The organism is Candidatus Regiella endosymbiont of Tuberolachnus salignus (genome assembly GCF_964020115.1).
In the GTDB taxonomy this organism is placed as follows: Bacteria; Pseudomonadota; Gammaproteobacteria; order Enterobacterales; family Enterobacteriaceae; genus Regiella; species Regiella insecticola.
In genome coordinates, this window is the sequence record NZ_OZ026542.1 from 3,004,308 (window position 1) to 3,025,732 (window position 21,425).

Annotated in this window: 14 protein-coding genes; 3 read left to right on the forward strand and 11 right to left on the reverse strand. The window is 43.4% G+C overall.

The features are described from left to right. Nucleotides 1–117 precede the first annotated feature (117 nt). Nucleotides 118–10,512: a C80 family cysteine peptidase gene (locus tag AACL30_RS14915; protein WP_339057160.1), complete on the forward strand. Its 10,395-nt coding sequence runs from the start codon at nucleotides 118–120 to the stop codon at nucleotides 10,510–10,512. A 163-nt stretch (nucleotides 10,513–10,675) separates the two neighbouring features. Here the strand turns inward: AACL30_RS14915 and AACL30_RS14920 are convergent, their stop codons facing one another. The 5 genes from AACL30_RS14920 to flgH all read right to left on the reverse strand — a co-directional run bounded on the left by AACL30_RS14920 (nucleotide 10,676) and on the right by flgH (nucleotide 15,952). Then, entirely contained in the window at nucleotides 10,676–11,695 is a 1,020-nt protein-coding gene (locus AACL30_RS14920; protein ID WP_339057161.1) for a hypothetical protein, read from the reverse strand. A gap of 11 nt (nucleotides 11,696–11,706) precedes the next feature. After that, nucleotides 11,707–12,630 (reverse strand): flagellar hook-filament junction protein, encoded by a 924-nt coding sequence (locus AACL30_RS14925; protein WP_339057162.1) that lies wholly within the window; start codon nucleotides 12,628–12,630, stop codon nucleotides 11,707–11,709. Nucleotides 12,631–12,650: 20 nt separating this feature from the next. Further along, nucleotides 12,651–14,030: a flagellar hook-associated protein FlgK gene (gene flgK, locus AACL30_RS14930; RefSeq protein WP_339057163.1), complete on the reverse strand. Its 1,380-nt coding sequence runs from the start codon at nucleotides 14,028–14,030 to the stop codon at nucleotides 12,651–12,653. A 119-nt stretch (nucleotides 14,031–14,149) separates the two neighbouring features. Beyond that, nucleotides 14,150–15,265, reverse strand: a complete 1,116-nt coding sequence (locus AACL30_RS14935) for a flagellar basal body P-ring protein FlgI (protein WP_339057164.1) — start codon at nucleotides 15,263–15,265, stop codon at nucleotides 14,150–14,152. A 21-nt stretch (nucleotides 15,266–15,286) separates the two neighbouring features. Beyond that, a complete protein-coding gene (gene flgH, locus AACL30_RS14940; RefSeq protein WP_339057165.1) occupies nucleotides 15,287–15,952 on the reverse strand; it encodes a flagellar basal body L-ring protein FlgH in 666 nt (221 codons plus the stop codon). 130 nt (nucleotides 15,953–16,082) lie between these two features. On the opposite strand from flgH, the gene AACL30_RS14945 reads away from it, so the two are divergent. Beyond that, the gene (locus tag AACL30_RS14945) at nucleotides 16,083–16,232 is read left to right on the forward strand and encodes a hypothetical protein (protein ID WP_339057166.1); all 150 of its coding nucleotides are present in this window, start codon (nucleotides 16,083–16,085) and stop codon (nucleotides 16,230–16,232) included. Here the strand turns inward: AACL30_RS14945 and AACL30_RS14950 are convergent. The 6 genes from AACL30_RS14950 to flgB all read right to left on the reverse strand — a co-directional run bounded on the left by AACL30_RS14950 (nucleotide 16,229) and on the right by flgB (nucleotide 20,295). Beyond that, nucleotides 16,229–17,011 (reverse strand): flagellar hook-basal body complex protein, encoded by a 783-nt coding sequence (locus tag AACL30_RS14950; RefSeq protein WP_339057167.1) that lies wholly within the window; start codon nucleotides 17,009–17,011, stop codon nucleotides 16,229–16,231. The two genes, AACL30_RS14945 and AACL30_RS14950, sit on opposite strands and share 4 nt — an antisense overlap. A gap of 191 nt (nucleotides 17,012–17,202) precedes the next feature. Next, on the reverse strand, nucleotides 17,203–17,934 hold the full coding sequence (locus AACL30_RS14955) for a flagellar hook-basal body complex protein (protein ID WP_339057168.1): 732 nt from the start codon (nucleotides 17,932–17,934) through the stop codon (nucleotides 17,203–17,205). Between the two features lie 26 nt (nucleotides 17,935–17,960). Further along, the gene (locus AACL30_RS14960; RefSeq protein WP_339057169.1) at nucleotides 17,961–19,151 is read right to left on the reverse strand and encodes a flagellar hook-basal body complex protein; all 1,191 of its coding nucleotides are present in this window, start codon (nucleotides 19,149–19,151) and stop codon (nucleotides 17,961–17,963) included. Nucleotides 19,152–19,205: 54 nt separating this feature from the next. Continuing rightward, nucleotides 19,206–19,511 (reverse strand): hypothetical protein, encoded by a 306-nt coding sequence (locus AACL30_RS14965; RefSeq protein ID WP_339057170.1) that lies wholly within the window; start codon nucleotides 19,509–19,511, stop codon nucleotides 19,206–19,208. Continuing rightward, on the reverse strand, nucleotides 19,511–19,945 hold the full coding sequence (flgC, locus tag AACL30_RS14970) for a flagellar basal body rod protein FlgC (RefSeq protein ID WP_339057171.1): 435 nt from the start codon (nucleotides 19,943–19,945) through the stop codon (nucleotides 19,511–19,513). Before flgC ends, AACL30_RS14965 begins: the two co-directional genes overlap by 1 nt. A gap of 2 nt (nucleotides 19,946–19,947) precedes the next feature. Continuing rightward, nucleotides 19,948–20,295, reverse strand: a complete 348-nt coding sequence (gene flgB, locus AACL30_RS14975) for a flagellar basal body rod protein FlgB (protein ID WP_339057172.1) — start codon at nucleotides 20,293–20,295, stop codon at nucleotides 19,948–19,950. Between the two features lie 207 nt (nucleotides 20,296–20,502). Here flgB and flgA point away from each other — a divergent pair, with 207 nt between their 5' ends. Then, a complete protein-coding gene (gene flgA, locus AACL30_RS14980) occupies nucleotides 20,503–21,252 on the forward strand; it encodes a flagellar basal body P-ring formation chaperone FlgA (protein ID WP_339057173.1) in 750 nt (249 codons plus the stop codon). Nucleotides 21,253–21,425: the final 173 nt, after the last annotated feature.

Below are 21,425 nucleotides of genomic sequence, written 5' to 3' on the forward strand. Positions count from 1 at the left end.
GGTTATTGTCGGTGTCATTTTTCCTTTTTTAAAGAAGCCTTATTTTTTAATAAATACTTTATTAATAATAAAATTAAATAAGGTTTCATTATATTTAATTCAATCAAAGGTGATTTTATGAAAAATACTGATCAAGCTACAGGAAGTAATCAGCCAAAAACGCCTTCAAATCCTAATTTTTGCACCTATTACAATGGAACAGAGCCAAAGGAGGTTGCTAGCTTTAAACGTTCAGCCAATTATCTTAAATTTAAACAAGAGTATGAACATGCCATTCAGCTTATAATTGATTTTTATAAACAAAATTCCCCTAATCAAGGAAAGACTCCAATTCAGCTCGAAGGTAGGGAGGGAGAGAAAGCTACAGTAGAATTTCTGTTCAATGACTTTAAAAAGAAGCTATTTGGAAAAAACGTTGACCCTGGGTACCTTCATAGCCAGTATAAAACAAAGATAAATATAGAAAAGATTGCTCTATCTCTTATTGAAATCACGCCTATCCCTAAGGGGACAAAATTGGATGAAGTTCAGGAGCTAGCAAGAAAAGTTAAATTTTGTGGCATCGGTGTATATAGCTACGCTATGGATACTCAGCTAAAGTTAGGTGGCTATGCAGGTGAATTATCGGATAATTTTTCAGCCTGTAAAGATAAGATAGCCCGTGCTGTAATAACCGAATTTATCAGCGTCCGTATGCCCTGGGGTTTGGGTAGCGTACATATCTTTAATAGATACTGGGATCATTTTGCTCCAACATTCGGTTCTGACCCTATTAAAGATTCAATCACTGAAAAAATGGTTATTAGTAGAGAAAATAACCAACTTTGTCAAAATGCACTGCAGCGGGCTCTCACACCCTATAGCATCACGGCTCAGTTGGCTACGGAACATCTGGATAATCTCCGTAATTTTATCGGCGATACAGTCGAATGGAAACAGATAAATGAAGTACTATCAAATCTTAAATCAAGCTATCAAGAAATAAAATTTGACTCTTTTGCAGAAAAGTTGCCCGATACCGAAGATCAATATCAGTTACGACAGGATCCCCTTTGGCTACAAGTTGACATTGCCCAAAAAATCTCTTCTTTTCCACCGGAAATTACGTGGCTAAATTGGGAAACCATTGAAGTAGAAGGTAAGAGACTCAAGCGGATAGGTAACCTGTTTTGGCAAGAGGTAGAAAATAAAGTGTATCAGCCGACCATTGCCGATCTTGTAAAATATGTGGATAAAGTCGCTTACCAGCAACTGATCTATAACATTGAGAAAATAGCCACAACCGAGCCGCTACTTAGTCATATAGCGCCTAAATATCTGCAAGCCAGCAACACGAAAGATATCGCTTTATTTTTCTCAAAAATAGGCATTGAAGCCAGCATCAACTATGCGGCACTTCATTTTGATTGGTTCAATAGGTTAAGCTTCAACCCCTTGATCGACATGATTTTAACCGCAGATCCGGCGGAAACCACATTAGCTGAAATTAATCCGGCGTTATTAGTGAAAATAAAGCGCACAGAACTCCAACAGTTTTTCTCAAAACTGGGCATTGAAGCCAGCATCAACTATGCGACATTTCATTTTGATTGGTTCAATAGGTTAAGCTTCAACCCCTTGATCGACATGATTTTAACCGCAGATCCGGCGGAAGCCACATTAGCTGAAATTCCCCCGGTGTTATTGGTGAAAACAACCCTCTTGGAACGCCAACAATTTTTATCAAAATGGGGCGCTCGAGTCAGCATCGACTATATAGCAAGTCACTTTGATTGGTTTAATGGTTTAGCGCCTAAAGAAGTTCTATTCCATATACTCTCCTTGTATCCTGACAGTACATTGACTAATAACATAAACTCTGAGGTGTTGCATGCGATGACCCTCAGTGACATAAGCGATTTTTTCAAATATTGGCAATCCATGGATATTAAGTTTGGGCCAAAGTTGTTGCAGGTTATTTACCAGCAAATAGACAGGGCTGCTGATAAAGCTGATGCTCTTAATAATAATCATCATAGTATTATAGATAGGTTGCTTACCGAGGCCGGTACGGAAGGTAAGGTAGCCAGTGTTAAAAAATCAGAGCCATACGCTCATGTACTGGGTCAATTGCTAATACATGCTATCGACGCTAAAAATGAGGATATGGCCAGTAGATTGATCAAAGAACAGAATATTCACCTCACACAAAATCGCTTTGGAACGTCCAGGAATCCTTTAGTAGCTGCGCTGGATGCAAATCTAAACTCGGTGGTATCTCAGCTATTATCGAAACATGACTGGCCAGCTTATCAACCATCAGACAAACATAGTTTGCTTTACTATCCGATTAAACATAAAAATTTGAAAATACTGCGACAGTTGCTACAGGTTGAGGTGGATCCGAACGAAAAAAGTTTGCAGCCAAATACCCCCTCTATTTTGTTAAGCGCTGTATTGTCAGAAGATCCCGCGATGGTGGAAGAGCTGTTAAAGTTTCAAGTGAGAGATGACTCGGCTGAAGCCTTGATACGGGCTATACGTCGAGGAAATGACAATATGGTGCAACAGCTAGCCAGTATCCGCCGTAATAGTGACAAGTTAGATGACATATACAATGAGGCTCTGTCAGAAGCAGAGGCGCTTAACGGCGCTAATAAAGAAACTATCGTCACTATTCTCAAGAGCAATGAACATTTCCTAAAACAAAAGGCCGGTCAGTTTGAATTTGTGATGCAGAGTCGTCACCTGCGGGAAAGAGCGGCGGTACCAGGTAAACGTATTGGTTCGTCGTATCAGGCTATTCTTGATGCCCTTGACAAATTACAGGCCTCATCCGGCACTGAACAGATCACCGCCGCTTTTAGCTTAAAAAGCTTGATAGCGCGCTATAACACCGCAGAACGTCAGGATCTCAGACGTTGGAATGCCTTGCAGAGACTAGATAAGCAAATTAATACCACTCTATTTACTACGCAAATGCGGCCGTCTGATATAAAGAAAATCACGAATTTTGCAAAAGATAATCTGTCATTAGTGGTTGAGTGCTATCAATGGGTATCCGGCTTATCACAAACTTTCCAATCAGATGCAATGATTTTTTTGATCGATAAACTAAGAATTTCAGCGAATACTGCCGCCTCTTTTGCAGAGATAAAACGTGTTTATGATGCCTCTCTTCACTACCCGACAGCGGAGGTAAATCAGTGGGATAGTCAGTATGCAGGTGCAGCACGGGCAGCATTGAACCAACGGCTTAGCGAACAAAAAAATGTCGTGCAAGGACTTGCAACGCTAAAACCGGCAGAAAAAAAGTTACTACTAGGTTATAAGGATGAGGCTCAATATAAATCCAGTCTACGGTACATTCACAGCTCTCTGGCTAGACTCAAATCAGAGGGTGGCACTAAAATTTATCTCTGGTTAGATAAATCGACTTCTTTTTCATCGGGTGAAATCGATCTCTTTATGAAGGGCTTTAAAACGCTGTCTGAGCAAAAACTCAATACTGTCCTGGGGCAATTGTGCTTGAGCGCTCGTGACCTAGGTATCAAATTGGTTACTATACAACCAACAAGCCAATCGGAAAGTGAACTGCAAAAAAGCGATGTGAATGAGACAGAGGTAGTAAAACTACTAAAAAATGAAAAATTCATCGCACTTTATCCACAAAGTTATCTTTTATCCAGTAAATCAGAAACCAGCTTCTTACCCGGTATGGCTCTTCGTCTAGGGCTGCCTGCATTGGAGACCCTGTCAACAGAAAAATTACAGGTTCTTGACGATATTCCTTCCCGCTTAGGTATTCCAGTAAATAACGGAGACAGTAGCCGATTTGATACGCAGGTCATTATTCAATTTGGCAATGATTCGATTACTGCCGATGCCGCGAAAAATTTAGCCGACAAGCACCCTCATTCACTGCTTTTTAACAGAGAAGCGGAGGGGCATTATCATCCGAGCCTGAAAAACAAAACAGTCTATGTCGGCGGCGATAATCTGCGGGTGCAAGTGGTGGCGCATAGTCAGATAGACGATACTGGCGCGATGACCCTGGGGGGTAAAACCCCGCAAGCATTTGCCCAGGAGATGAAACACTTTTTCGTGAGTAAAGGTTTTGAACCCAAACACATAGTTTTAGCCAGCTGTTCGTCAGGCAGCCTTAGCCCTGATAGCACCCGCAGTTTTGCCGAGCAATTCACTCAATCTTTTGATCTAACCAATGTCTCAGTCACAGCCTATCTGCATGATATTGGTATCAATGGGCAGGGGCGTAAATTCTTCCTGGATGATCAGGGTAAAGTGGATACTACGCGCCGTGAAAAAATCATTTATCACAAAAATCAGGATGGAAGGGTAACACATGAAATTGTCGCCGATCTCCCGACTAAAGTCCGTTGGACCAACGAGTTATTAAATAAGTTGGCGACAGGTCGCACCGTGCAATCGCTGGACAGGGTTTCGCATACGCTGTTGACTGACGCTTTTCATTTGCCCGATGGGCAGTTAGATCAGCAAAAGTTACTGCTCAGTGCGCATAGCCCAGAAAAGCGTCAGGCATGGAATAAGGCTATCAGACAATTGTTACAAGATCCGGCAACTTATAATGAGCAGGCAAATTTAAGCGTGCAGGCCGCTTTAGCGCAACAACAGCACTCAATCCAGCAGCAACAACAGCGTAGCCGTGAATTTTTTCAAGCGGGCGAAAAGACGCAAAAAGCGCATCCCAGGGTGGAGATTAACGCGCACTTGATACCTCCCTGGTATTCGCTCAGAGAGGGCATTGACACCCGGCGCGATAGCGATGCCTGGTCGTTGGCTTTTTTAGACGCTAAACAGGCCGGTAAAACACAATATGATATTTTTTCTGCTGGATTAGCGGCCGATGCCGTGCGGCGAGTGCGCATCATCGAGGAGAGTGCCTCGGGGGCTGAACTGGCTGACAGCTATCACCTGCATAGCCAGTTCGAGCAATTAAAAAATAGCGCCGCGCTCTCTGTTGACAATCCCACGATTTTTACCCGTCATAACGGGCAGGATTTATTCGGTGCCACGCCTGCGCCCGGGGCTTATTTGTTAAAAGGCAAATACCATTCGGTGGCATTGCATATTCATCAGGATGAATCAGCCGGTTACCGTTATTCATTGTATGATCCTCAGGTGGGGAGTTTCGATTTAACCGCGCTCAGTACGGGGGAAAATCGCCCGGCGTTACACAGCCTACTGGACAGCTATTTACAAGGGAAAGATAGTGTCGGCCAAACACGTGCTCAGCAGTATGGCATTGAAAAGACAAGCACCGGATACGCTTTTGATGCCTATCGGGTGAATATTGAACAGGCTCGCGCGCTCACCCCGCTCGGTAAATTGCAAACCTTACTTAACAATCAAGTGGCCACACGCAATCTATTGTCCTCTGTTACCTTCGATGGCGTGACGCTGCCCACAAAAATCTTGCTGGATATGGGCGCCACTTTTGAAGGCAAACCCACGACGCTTGAGCATCTGATTTCCGCTGAGGGGACTTCGTTAAAGAAACTGCGCTTTCAGCCTCAACAATTACACGATTTCTTAACTAAAAATAATTTCAATGATCCGGCGCTCGAACCTTCGCTGCGTCTGCTCAGGAAAAGAATAGACGGGGCAGCGGGGGATAGCTCACCGCTGTTGGCGCGGGGGTTACTGCAAGATCAGCAAATTTCAGGAAAGACATTAAGCTTACTCAAACAGGTGAGTGCGCATACCCGCGTTAACGCTGACGGAACGCTGACGGTAAAGCCGACATTGATGGCAGCGCTGCAACCCAAAGGTCTGATGCATCGGGTTAACCAAGTGACGGGCTACGCTGGGTCGGGGATGTCTGTGCTGGGTTATTATTTGGGATATAAGGCTATCGTCGGTTATGAGGAAGCTTTAAGGCAGCAAGGATTAACGCCCGAAAAAAGGCAGGCGCTTGAATTTGAGCGCAATTTGGCTCTGTTTACTGTTAATACCAATTTCGCCGTTGATATCGGGCAATATGGGCTGAGTAGAATGGCATCATCGATGAGCGGCAGTGCGGCGAAACTCGGTGGCAACATGGCGACCAAAGCGCGCTTGATTAAAGTGGGCGGTGGGATCTTGAGCCTCGTCGGTGTGGCGATAGATCTCAACGATGCCCGTCGATCATTCTCACAACTGCTTACTGAGACTGATCCTAAGGCTCGGCAAGATCTGATCGTCTCGGGCAGCCTCTCGGTAGCCAATGCTATCGTTGGCCTGGGGGTAGCGACTGCTTTTTTTATCGGAGGCGCGGCAGCGGCAGGGCCCCTTGGTCTTATTGTGGGTGGCGTATTGCTGCTCGTGGGTCTAGGCTATGCAGCAGCACGTCAAGTGGAAGAGATAGAGAAACATATTTATTTAACGGTGGGGGAAAAATGGGATACCGGCTGGCGGGTATTTTGGGGGAATCATCCCGCTAAGGCGATACAAGATAAAATGGCTGAAACACAGCGCTCAACCTACCGTGAAATGTGTGATGAATTCTTAATAGAAAATGCCCGACAAATGGTGCGTAAGCAAGGTATCACGCCGATTTACCACTATGTTTACAGTAGTAAAGATTTTGATTTGGAAGCGCGTGAATATTGGGAATTCAAGCTGCCGCCTTTCAGTAGAATGAGAAAGGAATACGTCAGTAGAATACGTGAAGAAGACCTAGACAGCGAAAGACAAGCATTAATAGAGCAATTTGGCGAATCAGTAACCGGGTCACTTGAGGCGAGAAGAACGGGCGAATACTATTACACGCCGGTTTTTAAGGAAGTGGATGATGTTGTTGACGGTGCTTCTGGCACGATAGAAAACGCGGTGCGCTTCGACAATCTAGGAAATGGCCGCGCCGATGGCATCGTTCTGTTTAATCTCGGTGACGGCAAGGATACGGCGACAGGGTACAGCGGAAAACGTAATACCTTTCTCGGCGGTAAGGGCGCCAAAAACTATCAGGGCAACACATTAAATGACACCTTCTACTTAGGCCGCGGCGGCTCTGCCACCGCCGCTGATTTCCTCGGCAGTTATTTTGACGGAAAAGCCGGTGAAGATACGCTGATTATTGTCGCCACCCCAGCAGAGATCAGCGGTTATGATGTTGATCTTTCTACCGGGTCAGTGTATTACCGCCGCCACGAAAACCGTGCCGAAAAGATAGCAACCATTACGGGTATTGAACAGGTTACAGGGCACGCGACACTTAATGATCGCATGATAGGGAATGAACATAACAACCAGCTCAATGGGCAAGGTGGGGTGAGTACCCTCTATGGTATGGGAGGAAATGATGTTCTCACCCTAGAACAGGGTTTTGCTGACGGCGGGACAGAAGAAGACAGCTACGTTATTTTGCAAAATTCCTGCGCAAAAAACGCCAAAATAGAGATTATAGACACCGGCAGTGCTAGTGCAGAAAAAAACCATGTCATATTAAGACACTATGCGTCGCAAATCCAATCGATCACCTTGGTCAAAAAACACCGCGCGTGGGTAAATAGACGGTGGGTAAACAGAGACAATTATACGCTGCGTATCCTGCTCACTAACAACGGCACCACCACGCAACTTGATTTAGAAGACGCTTATCAGCGCTCAGCGGATGGCACACAATTGCAGTCACATAATAGCTATAGCTTAACCACCCATGACGGTGTGCAGATTGATACCAGCAGCTGGCCAAAAATCCTGAATGTCGCCGATAAAAAAACAGTGGGGGGAGTAGAAAGCTGGTCACTGCCGGTGCTGGCGGCGCAGTATGTGGCGTCTTTGGATAATCGAAAGCCGGCTGATCGTTCTTTTAATCTTTCAAGAGAGCCCAATGCTTATTCTTTACCGGCATTAAAAGCCACTATTGCTAAGATTAATACGGTTATTGGGGACGCTACACAGGAAGATTGGATACGGGGTGATGAGGATAACAATCAACTCAATGGGCAAGGCGGGCACAGTAAACTCTATGGCATGGGCGGCAATGATATTCTCATATTAGCGGAGGGGGTAGCCGATGGCGGGACAGAAGAAGACAGCTATATTATTTTGCAAAACGCTAGCGCAGAAAACGTCAAAATAGCGATTATAGACACTGGCAGTGCCGCCGCAGAGAACAACCACCTGATATTGAAACAGGATGCAGTGCAAATCCAATCCATCACATTGATGATAAAAGATAAGGCTTGGGTAAACGAAAGCTGGCAACAGAGAGACAATTATACACTGCGTATCTTGCTGACCAACGACAACGGCACCACCACTCAACTTGATTTAGAAGATGCCTATAAGATCTCAGCGGATGGCAGACAGCTGAAATTGCACAACCGTTATAGCGTAACCACCCGTGACGGCCTACAAATCGATACCAGCAGTTGGCCAAAAACTCTTCTGGTAGCCGATAAAACGACCAATGAAAACGGGTTACATAGCTGGTCACTGCCGGTGCTAGCGGCGCAATATGTGCCGATTTATGACAGTAAAAGAAGCGCCTTTTTGGCCAGTGCCGCAGCAGAGCAAAGTACGATTGAACTGATACAGAAAAATGCGCAGGGACAGAGTGAGATAACGATCGGTGGTCAAAAAACGGTATTGCCGAAATGGATGAGATTGCAATTGGGCGATACCGGCTATAACGATGCTATAGAGGGCGATGACAGCAACAACGATTTATCCAGCGTTCAGGGCAATGACAGCCTGAAAGGAAAAGCCGGCAGCGATGTCTATCATCTCTACCATCAGCCCAACATCAGCAAAACCATCACCATTGATAATGAAGATACCAGCACCAAGCCCGATACCGATCTGATTATCCTGCACTCGGTTTCGATGGATCAATTGAATACCCTGACCGAGCACCCCAATGGTGATTTGGTGTTAAGGGCGGCGACCCCCGATATCGCAGTGGGTATCCTTGAGCTCCGTCTGCGTCACTTTATGCAGCATCAGCGTTATCAACATGCGCTTATCCTCGATAAAGTCGGCGATTACTATCTTGTGGAAAAAGGGGAAGACGACAGGGCGCATATCTATTCTGCGTATTTTGATAAGAAGAGCGGTGGATTTAAACGAGGCATACAACAAGATAATCTGCAAAAGCAAGCCACCTCGGGTGATGACTGGGTGACCTTATCCAATGCGGCGCTATTGCCAGAAAATACTTTCCGCGCGCTAGCCGGTAACGATACGGTCATTGATCGGAGTGACCTTGCTATCACTGTCTATGGCGGTGCAGGTGATGATAGCCTGGTTGTGGATAAAGCCAGAAAAGGAAACAAAAGATTCTATGGCGAAGCCGGCAATGATTTTCTTGCGGGGGGAGCCGGTGATGATTTCCTTGATGGCGGCGTCGGCGACGATATGCTGAGAGGTAACCAAGGCCACGACCGTTTAGAGGGCGGAGAGGGGGATGATACCTATCTGTACTTCCAGGGTGATGGCAATGATGTGATCATGGATAACCAGGGTCACAATACCCTGAAATTATTCGGTGATATCACCCTCGATAATCTTCGAACGCGCGTGGTAGGGGATAATATTCACCTTATTTTTCCTGCTCTGGATGGTCGTGGTAATGATGATGAAAGCCATTTCATTACCATGAGCTACCACGGCGGTAATAGTGTCGAAATAGCCGGACAATCTTATACCCTCGAAGCACTACTGACCCGTACCTCGCTGCGCCTTGAAGGTGATGAGAGAGACAATAAGCTAGACGGCGGTATAGGGGACGATGTCATTGTTGGCGGGGCAGGAAACGATACCCTCAGGGGTCATGCTGGAAGAGATAAACTGTCAGGCGGCACAGGGAACGACGTGCTTCACGGCGGTAGCGGGGATGATGAATTAGAAGGTGGCGAGGGGGATGACCAACTTTACGGTGAGGCGGGCAATAATCACCTGCGCGGCGATGCCGGGAACGATTATCTTTTCGGTCATACCGGTAATGATGTATTGGATGGCGGCAAGGACGATGATTGGCTTTCCGGTGGACAAGGAGACGACATCTACTTATACCGCCGAGGGGATGGCAATGATAAGATCAAAGAAATGGGTGGCAATGATACGCTGCGGTTTTTGGGCGACATTACTGTTGATGATATTCAGCTGAAAAGACAAGGAAGCCATCTCTATCTATTAATTACCGCCCAAGAGGGCAAAAATGCCGGTGAAATTCAGGTTGAAAACCACTTTTCTTTGGCCAATCACCGCCTAGAAACATTACAGATAGCAGGCAAAGCGTATGATATTCATCAGCTGTTGAGCGCTGTCATGGACTTTAATGCGGAGGATACAGAAGAAATCCCCCTGAGCAGTTTACTCCAACAAAGTGATGATCCGCCTAGCAGAAATACCTTGGATCTGCTAACACAGACGATGGGGTCATTTGTTGATCAATCTACCGGGAGTTCGTTTTTTGGGTTGCAGGCCATAGGGTCATTCGTTGAGTCAAAGCAGCAAGCCACCATTTCCGGCGGGCTACCCGCTTCAAGTAGTTCATTGCCTGTATAGGTTTCGTTGTAGCAACGTAGTGATGTTCTCTCAATAACTTTCTTCCCTACTCAGTAGGGAAGATTATAGCCGAATCGGTTTAATTTGATTCGGCTATAAGACTTGTCATGCACAAGCAGCGGCCTGTGAAGTGGGAAGCCTCGCCCAATAGGGCGGGGAGCCGTCACGCATAACCCAACAACAAGTTCTTCACCGTCGCAGTACGCACATTGCCTTGCCCGCTAATGGCTTGTGATAGTGTGCTGTAACTTATATTGTCATCACTGAGCTGCTGAAATAAAGCATGCGAAGCTAATATCGCCGCCCCGGCTTCAGGGAAAGTAGACATCGCTGTAATACGGTTACCGACATTTTTTTTATGTATTGCAAGCCAATGCAGCTGTTGTGTTATCTGATGTAAAGAGGCTTTTATCTGATCAAGATAGCTTTTAGCGCCGCTAGGATCGCTGATGATTTGCTGGATCTGTTGTTCCAATGCACTTTCAAGCCGCAATTGGACTAAAACGAATTCATTTTCAGGATAACAGTGGCCTTCTCTTTTCACTTTAAGATGATTATTGAGACGGCTCCAACGCCTTTCATTTATGGTAAATACCACTTGATCATGATCATTGTATCGGCCATGAATACCTAAACGCCCTAATCCTTTATTTAATTGTAGTAATCGTTGTTTCGGCAAGCTTTGTTCTGGCAACTTCAGCCCAATCATCTCCTCTTTTTGCCCCGCTAAAGAAAAGAGGAGGGTTTCACCTGCTGATTGTTGTAATAACTTATCAAACTCATCTGAGAAAAAATTAACTTTTGCGCTGCCGGCCAATACAATTTTTAGCTGTCTATCCACAGTACCAGCAGAAAGTGTGGTTCTCTGCAATAACAATGAGAATAATGTATTTGCCTGCTGTTGAATCACATTCAGATCTTTTTCCTGATCTATTATCGAATACAGATGGGATAACTGAGATTCGAGTTTAATTAAATAATCATAAGCTTGCTGAACCGAGGTGAGCTGTTGATTTAGCTGCACGTTATAACGTAATGGCCTACTAGAAATCAGCGGATAATCAGGAAAAGTGGTGATTAATTGACGACTTTTTTGCGCTCTGCTGTGATTAACTTTGGCCACAGCCCGCTGTTTTCTTAGCCCTTTGCTTGCTGCTGCGGTGGTCTGTAATTTTACCGACATAGAGTGTTTCTTTACCTAATAGTTTGCCAAATATTAAATTCGTACTTTTTACTAAGGAGCCTTGAATACTTTTCTTGACTTAAATATAAATCAATTATTTGATTTATATGTTTGTGTTCTTCATCCTCAGTCATTCCAACCAGTTGTTGCGATAAATTTTCATGGAGTTCAATTTTTGTTTGTTGATCTTCATCTAACGACACTAGACTTTCTATTCGTATTGCCAATTCAGCGTTTGCCGCGATGATACTGTTTATCGCATTTTCGGTTGGCTCCAAGAGGGCATTAATATGATCTTGATAATCAGCCAGGGGTTTGCCCTGTTTCATCTCATCACTGAGCTTTTTGAGTCTATCGAGCAGATCCAAACGAGTGTCATTATTGGTTGAAAAAGCAGACGTGATATTAATGTTAGCTTTCATCATTCTATTTTGATCTACGCTCACTTCTTTATACTGTTGATTACCGTTATCACTATAACTGCCATTGACTTCCTTCACTGCAGGCTTATCGCTTTTAGTGCCAGCAAAAAGATAATGTCCCTGTGTATCTTGAGCATTAAGACTCGACACTATCTGATCAATCTCTCCGGCTAATTCCTGACCAAAAAACCGCCTATCTTCAGTGGAGTGAACATCATTTTCTGCCTGCAATAATATATTTCGAATACCCTCTAATGTTTCTTGAATATCCCCTATGTAATTTTTTTGGTTCGAAAAGCTAGAGGTGAGATGTTGATTAATTTCCTTATAAGATCCCCACTGTTTTATTTCACGCTCTATTAGAGCGTTATAAGCACTGGCGATAGGATTTTCTGAAGGGAGATTCACTTGTTTTTTATTTTCAATTTGTTCGAATATCCGATTAATCTCTTTTTGCATTCTAGCAATAGGATTTCTCATTCCATTTTCCATAAAACCAACAGAAGCATTCATCTATGACCTCCTCTTTTTTATTATTTTATTACTGCTAACAGTGAATCAAACATCTCTTTATAAGACAATATTAATTTCATCATGGCTTGATAATGTTGCGTAACTTCCATAAGTTTCTCGCATTGCTCATTCTCGTCTACTTCACTGAGACTTTTACGTATTTGATATATTTCTTCCAAATTCATTTTTGCTAATTTAGTGACTTCTTGATGTCCTGCTACTCCCACCGTAAATTGATTAATCACTGCATCGAGAGTCTCTCTAATCGTCATTTCACTCATAGTATTAATGCGTACTTCTTTATTGAGAATGAGACAATTTTCTAATTCTTTTATATTGCCGTTATCATTAGGCAAAGTAGCATCAGCAGAAAAGGCTAATTGATCAGGGGTGATTTCCTCAACTTGCAATATTTTCCCTTGAGGATCATTATTAAAAAACTTGAATAATGGCTCACCTTTATTTCCATTTAAATCATACCCCGCTTGTAGCTGCTGATTAAATTTATCGGCGAGGGTTTTTGCAATAGTCTGAATATTTTTTTGCAGATCGCTTAGCGTCTCGAAAGCGAGATCGTTTATGGCGCCTAATTGCCCCCCACAAGCGGGATTAATGGCATCAGAGGTGTGTGAATAGTGCAATTTTACCGTTTGTCCCCCCTGTGGTAATGGCGTGAGTTCCAGCTTTCTTGCCATATTGCCATCCACTAACTGCTTGCCGTCTTTCAACGAAATATTATACTGACCCTTAGCATCTCTATGCAGATCCATTTCCAATAAAGTACTGAGTTCTCTCACAGTAGCATCGCGTTGATCACATAAACTATTACTAGTAGTGCCATTGCTTTGGTATTCGATGATTTTTTGATTAGCCTGAGCGATCTGAGCGCACAATTGATTGATATCGTTAACCACAGATTTACTTTTTTCAGCCAAATTTTCTTTTTGTTGATTAATCTGTTGATTAAAATCATTAAAAGTGGATGCCAGCCCCTTGGCTTTTTCGATGACTGAAAGACGGGTAGTTTGATCTGTAGAATGAAGTTCGGCTTCGGATAATTGGACAACAAAATCATTCAGCTTTAATTGCAATTGGTTTTTTAAATTAACGGTAACAGACTTTTCCAGTGACGTTAAAGAGTCACTCATGGTTTCAGAATAATGATACTCGCTACTCGTCTGTGATTCTTGCTTAATATGAAATTCATTGACCCTACGGTGAATACCCTCAATTTTCACCCCATTGCCCGGATTGATACCACTATTTAAGCCAGGGCCAATGGTACTGATTGTCACTTCTTGGCTTGAATAATTTGGATTCAGTTTATTTTCCATATTCATGGCAACAGTATTTAAATTTGCTCGAGCAACTTTTATTCCACTCAGTATATGATCGGTCATTTCGACATTTTCCTGCGTATTAACCAATTAATAATAAATCGTTTTTTATATTTCATCTTTAACAACTAAACGACTCACTCTGCCTTAGACTTAACATTCACCACCATGGTGATTTTTCCTCAAATGACAATTAATTCAGCATCCAATGCCCCGGCTTCATGTAATGCTTGCAAAATAGCCATCACATCGTCTGGAGAAGCACCTAAACTATTAATAGTATTAACAATACTGCGTAAACGTGTACCTGCAGGGACAATCATCATTTTGTTGTTGCCCTCTTTATTCACATCAATATCACTTTGCGGTGTCACTGCCGTTTCCCCCCCAGCTAACGCATTGGGTTGGCTGACTTTGTAATCTTCACGAATACTTACTGTTAGATTGCCGTGAGAGATTGCCGCCGCTCGCACGGCGACACCATCGCCAATCACTACCGTGCCAGTACGGGCGTTAAATACTATACGTGGTGTCGGTTTACCCGCATTAATTTGTACCTCTTCCAACATCGACATAAAAGCCACGCGTGCGCCAGGATCCTGGGGTGCATTGACTACCACGTTAGTGGCACTTTGCGCCGTTGCGGTATTAGCACCAAATCTCCGGTTCAGTGCAACCGCAACATTATTGGCCGATTTAAAGCTAGGTTGTTTTAAATTGAGGATCACTTGGTTGTTGGTCTGAAAATCGCTGATCGCCTGGCGTTCAATACTCGCCCCATTAGGAATACGCCCCACTGTAGCAGTATTGACCGTCACACTGGAGCCGCTATTGCCTTCCGCTTTCACGCCCCCCACAACCACATTGCCTTGCGCCAAAGCATAAACTTCACCATCAGCACCGCGTAATTGTGTCAATAATAGCGTTCCACCGCGTAGACTTTTAGCATCCCCAATGGATGAGACCGTGACATCGATCGATTGACCACGGCCATACATCGAGGGCAGAGTGGCACTGACGGCGACCGCCGCGACATTTTTTACTTTAGGATCAATCTTTGCGGGGAGCTGTACGCCAAATTGACGCAACATGTTTGCCATGGATTGACCAGTAAATTTAACCTGATTTTTATCTCCGGTTCCGTCTAACCCCACTACCAAGCTATAACCAACCAACTGGTTACCACGCACCCCTTCGATATCGACTAACGAACCGAGTGATTGAGCGGTAGCCGGCGGTAGGGATAGCCATAACCCAATGAATAATAACCTAGGCAAAATAAAGTAACGCTTAAACATAATTGACAGTCCCCTGTGTGCCTAGAAAGGAAATAATGGGTGATTAAAGAAACGCGCCAACCAACCCGCGCTATTAGCATCACTCAGCGCCCCACGACCCGCATAAGAAATACGCGCATTAGCAATACGTTGCGAAGAAACTGAATTGTCACTCTCAATGTCTTCAGCGCGTACTAACCCAGTGACTCGTATGTATTCATCGCCTTGATTAAGCATCAGCCATTTTTCACCTCGGATCACTAACACGCCATTTTGCAACACCTGATGCACGGCGACTGTGATCGATCCTCGTAACATATTTTGTTGTTGTGAACTCCCGGTACCATCAAATTTACGTTTACCCGAAAATTGGCTGTTTAATCTGTCCACTTTGACACCTAGCACCTCAGGTGCACCGATGGCCATATCATTTTTTTTGCCAAAATTGGTTCTAGCCTGCTTACTCGATTGGGTCGATTCGGCCAATTTTATGGTCAAAATATCGCCAACACGATAAGCACGTCGATCTTGCAACAAAGACCAGTTATAAGCGGATTGGTATAATCCACCGCCTCGCGCTATCGGATCCGGTTGAACCACCCTTTCTGGCGGCGCATAAGCCACATCATCTTTTTTCACCAATAATGCTGGCGATTCGCATCCACAAAGCACTAACACCACCGGTGCTAATATTAAAAATTTTTTCATGCACTATACCCAATGAATTTCAAGTTACGGCAAGGCGGCAATCAATCGAATCCCAGGAGTGTGGTACATGACTAGGATGAGTGACGCTGCCAACGCCGCAGTAACTTGAAAGGCGAAAGGTATATACCCAATGAATTTCGAGTTACGGCAAGGCGGCCAGGGGGTGAGGCCGATGAGCGTAGATAGACTACGTGATTCGGTGAGCACCCGCAGACAACAAAGCCGTAACTTGAAAGGCGAAGGGTATATTCGCTTTTCAAGTAATCGGCGAGAAGACTAAGAATGCTCGATAATATATTTATGTGCCTCTTCACACATTTTGACTGCATTACTGATGGCTTTCATAAGATCAGTAAGAGGCATGATCCTCATCAATTCGGTAAATGAGTCTACGTTGGATTCTTCTAGAAATTTGTGCTTAATTTGATCCGACATCCCTTCCCCAGCATCTATTTCTACCGCCTCTCCACTGGCTGATGTTGCTAGATAAAGATTGTCGCCAATCGCTTCTAACCCATTTGGATTACTAAAATTAAACAGCACCAGCTGACCCAATTCGACCGCATCATCTTCTCCCAGTATTTTGGCGGTGACAGTACCATCGCCACTAATCATCAATTCTTCATAAGATTCGGGGATATTAATCGGGGGATCGAGTGGTAATCCCGCTGCATTGGTCAGCAGCCCGTCTTTTTTTTGCAACCTACCCGCGCGCGTATAGGCGAGACGACCTGCTTTTTCTACTTGGAAAAAACCTTGACCATTGATAGCAACATGCAGCTCCTCACCGGTGTGTTTGGCTAAACCCGGGCTGAAATTTCTTTCAGTAGCGATAATTTTTGTGCCCGTTCCATACTGAATACCGGTCGGCGAATTATTATTTTGATCTACGGGTGAGCCTGCTGCCCGCTGAGTGTAATAGCCGCTATCGCTAGAAGTAACATTAGTCGCTTTATAACCCTCGGTACTCCCATTAGCTATATTTTGGACATGGGCGTTTAATTTCTGCTGCAATACTGCCACAGCTGATTGCGCAATCTGTACTACTGCATCCGTCATAATTTTGCTCCTTATCTATTAGACTTCTTGCCGAACCTTCTATACCCTTCGCCTTTCAAGTTACGGCTTTGTTGTCTGCGGGTGCTCGCTGAATCACGTAGTCTATCTACGCTCATCGGTCTCACCCCCTGGCCGCCTAGCTGCAACTTCAAAGGCGAAGGGTATATGTGGCAAGAAGTCTATTCATACTGCTAATTTTCAAGCACTTTATTGCCCATTTGATCCATTTCAAATACAGACTTCATTACATTGGTCATCACCGCAGAATCATTTTTTGCTGATGTGACTGCCATTGTTTCCTGTATCGGGGAAACATTGCTATTTGCCAAATATCCTTGAACTACGCGGATATTTTCACTTCGGGGCAACGAACGGCTCTCGGCCACTAACAAGCCGTTATCATTTTTGTGTAAGGTGCGTAATTGTGCCTTTGGAATATCGACCAGTTTGATACGGCCGATATTTTCTAGATTTCTGTTTACCGTAACAGTAATAGTACCGTTACTGGTCACGACTAATGACTCATAGCGCTCTGGCAAAAAAATAGCCCCCCCTTCACCTACCACCGGCCAACCTTTGATAGTCAATTGCCCATTCGATGCACGCTGCATATGACCATTCTTGGTGTAAACTTCACCTTCCCCCTTATCTCCTTGCAAAGCAATCAATCCGTCATTTTCCACCGCAATATCCAAATCACGGCCTGTCTTTTCTAACGCCCCTGCTGTCATATCCACCAGCACATTTTTTAAGACGACAGGAAATTGAGTAGGATAGCCTTCCCCCACTATTGGCGTGGTGGTCGCTTGTGGGACATCAGCCAGATAACCGCGCGTACTCCCATTGGCCAAATTTTGCAAGCTCATCTCCATACTCTTCTGCCGATACTTAATACCCTCATTGGCAATATATACCGCCGTCATTATTATGACCTCGCTATGCTTAACATCTAGCCTATTGCTCGCATTATCGTCTCAGTATTTTCTCTAGTACTTTTGAGTATGGAAGCCAGGGCAGCCGTTTGCATTCCGGTATCCATCATCGCAATCAGCTCGCCTTGCATATCAACATTGGAGCCTTCTAAGTATCCCGATTTAAGTTGCCTTGTTGAATTCTTGTCCAGTGTACTTAATATTGGTTCACCTGATCGGTTATTGTGTTCCAAATTGGTTCCATCTACTGATGTCAACTCACTTTCTGCGGCAAAATTCGCTAACACAATTTGCCCTACCGGCAGCGGCTTCCCATCAGCATATTCTGCAGAAACAATCCCCGTCTCATCAATTTTCGCCCCTTTATACTCACTTGAGGCATAACCATTAGCGCTACTGCCTCCGAGATTGGATGCTTCGACAGAGAGCGTGAGGTTGGTATAATCAACGTTGATTGTCATCGGTTGCGCGTTGTCAGGTGTTAGCGCATTGGTAGTGGCTGTAAAGTCAGCAGGTGAAATTTTTCCATTGTCATCAAATGCTAAATTTGCTGTTCCTGCACCCTGATTATCTAATTGGTAGTGCACTGTCCATTTCTTTGGATCCGCAGCATCCCTAACGAAGTATTGGAAAAAGTCATGTTTTTCTCCATTAGAATCGAATACGGTATCCATGCGCTTAAAGCTGTAACTGCTTTCATCAGTCGCATTGAAAGCAATGCTAGGCGCCGCTTTTGTGCGGTTTAATTTACCTGTAGAGGTCAGGGTATCGGTGGCTTTGGCAGGCTTGCAAGCCTGGCTTATTTTTATATCGTTCAACGTACCGGTGTTGACTTCGCCATTAGCGCCGATGCTATATCCCTGTACTTTTAGGTTGCTCTTTTGGCGAATCAAGTTGCCCTCACGATCAACATCAAAATTACCAACACGACTGTAGCGAAGATTGCCTTCACCTTGAGCTAATATGAAATAGCCTTTACCTTCAATGGCCAGATCTAATGCCCTGTCAGTATTTTTTTGAACGCCTGGTTTGTCCATATTGTGCGTTACGCTGTCGACTTTTATCCCTGCTACTATTCCTTTATTATAGAGAGCCGCAAAGTGTACGTTTTCTTCGTTATAACCTGGGGTTTTTGCATTAGTGATATTACTACTGTGAGCTTGTTGCTCAATTTTATTCGCCGAGAAAGCAGCTATCAGATCAGTCATATCTGTATTCCATTAAATTAATTAGTTAGGTTTTATAACGGTTTTAAACGATATTTATACCGCAATAGATTTGTTATTTTTCTCATCTGAGAATGCAGAAATATTTTTTAATAATTCTGTCTGTTCGTTAAGTATTTCAGTTATATTATTCATCCCTGTCATCACCATCATTTGAGACACCATACTGGTCTGATTCCCCCCTCCATTATTATCACCCATCAGCGCACTTATATCGGGAGATGCCATTTGTTTTATTAAAATTTGTTTAAAATCCAATTTCTTTTCTTCTTTCGGAACGATAGGTAATTGCTCTTTTTTATTCGCCAATAGATCTGACGGATTGTGAGACATAATCTTCATTAATTATTTTCTCCAAGTTTTAACATATTCATTTGCATTTTTTTGGTCGCATTGAAAACTGCCATGCTGACGGCAAAGCTGCTGGAAGTTGATTTCATATCGGTCATTTGATCGATCACATTAACATTCGAATAAAAGACATAACCTTGAGGATCAGCAAGGGGGTGATTAGGGATATAACGTCGTTCTGCTTCGCCGGTTTCAACAATATCGGCTATTGCTACCCCTGCACCATTAAGCCTATTCTCTTTACGCGACATTTTTTTATTAATTGGATAAAATGTCGCAAAGATTGGACTGCGAGTTTTATAAGCTTCTTCAGCACTGGATGCCACTACATTAGCATTGGCTAAATTACTGGCTATGATATTTAACCTAATCATTTGTGCCGTCATCGCCGACCCCGTTATGTTATAAATAGCGTCAAAAGACATATTTATTTTCCTTCTATTGCTTTTTTTATCCCCGCCAATTTCATCTTGAGAAAAAATAAACTGGTTTGATAATGGAGCTCATTTTTAGCAAATTCAGTTTGTTCAACATTTAATGTCACTGTATTGCCATCCATAGAGGGCTGATAAGGAATACGATATTTTTTTTGTATTGCTCTTCTTGCCCATTTATATTTTGCCCGTTGCATTTCATTGACAAAATCAATATCCTGAGCCTGAAAATTTGGGGTATTAACATGAGCTAAGTTAGCCGCTATCAGTTCTGATCTGATATTTCGAAGCTGTATTGCGGTAACATTAACACCAAGCACTTTGTCAAAATTAATCCCCACGAAATCCTTCCTATCTATTTATCTAATGTTAAAAATGGGCTTGCATATCTTCTTAATTCATTTTTATTAATGCAATCCATATGCCAGGTAAATAACATTATGATTAATATATATTTTTATTCATTATCATTCCAAAAATGGAAATATAATTTCCTGATTATCCTTTTCCGAAAAACGATTAATCATGCTCGAATGCGCTGGAAGCAGATGCTTTTTCTTCATGACACAGTACTATTATTGACATTGTTTTTTAGTCTGTTGTTTTACGCTAGCCAGGTTGCCAGTGCAGAGCAAAACGCTAAAAAACAGCTGTATGCAAAAACCGTTTCCGTGGCCAATCATGATATTAAGCGCATCGCCAAAGACAAAAATTGGCAACATTACAGCGTGAAAATGAATATTTTCATTCCTAATGAAATCGATCATTTTTTATTATGCAAAACACCGTTGCAGCTTGCTGGATCCGGTAGTGGTCGTAATGATTTAGCGCGTTTTCGTTATATTGTTCGATGTGAAGATGAGCGGCGTTGGGAAATTGCAGTGACGGTAAAACCCGAGATTCATTTACCTATTTGGATCGCTAATAAAGTTATTGAACGTGGCACAAAAATCAGTCAAGAAGATATCGTATTACATAAACATAATATCAGTACTATTTCGGATCATTACATTACCGATGCCAATCAAATTATTGGCTTGATGGTAAAACGTCGTGTTCATGATCGCCAACCTTTATCACTCTCCCATCTCGAACAACCTATTTTGGTCACCCGAGGGCAGCAGGTTGTTATGATCGCCGAAGAGGAAGGTGTCGTTGCACAAATGCTAGGCCAAGTGTTAAAAAATGGCCGAAAAGGAGAGCGAATAAAAGTAAGAAATCTGAGTAGTGGTAAAATAATAGAGGCCGTCGTCAATGATCTGGGCGTGGTAAAAATGCTAATGAGGCCAAGGCTATAGTAGATCTCTTTATAAAAATCTGAGCCTCGATGGAGAATGTGTGTTTTCCAACTATATCACTATGTTTTTACTAAAGCGTGGTGATCAGTTAAAGAGATTAAAATTGGCAATACAGCTCATAATGCAAAAAAAATCGGTGAGGGTATGTTAGCGCTCACCGATTCCTCTTATAG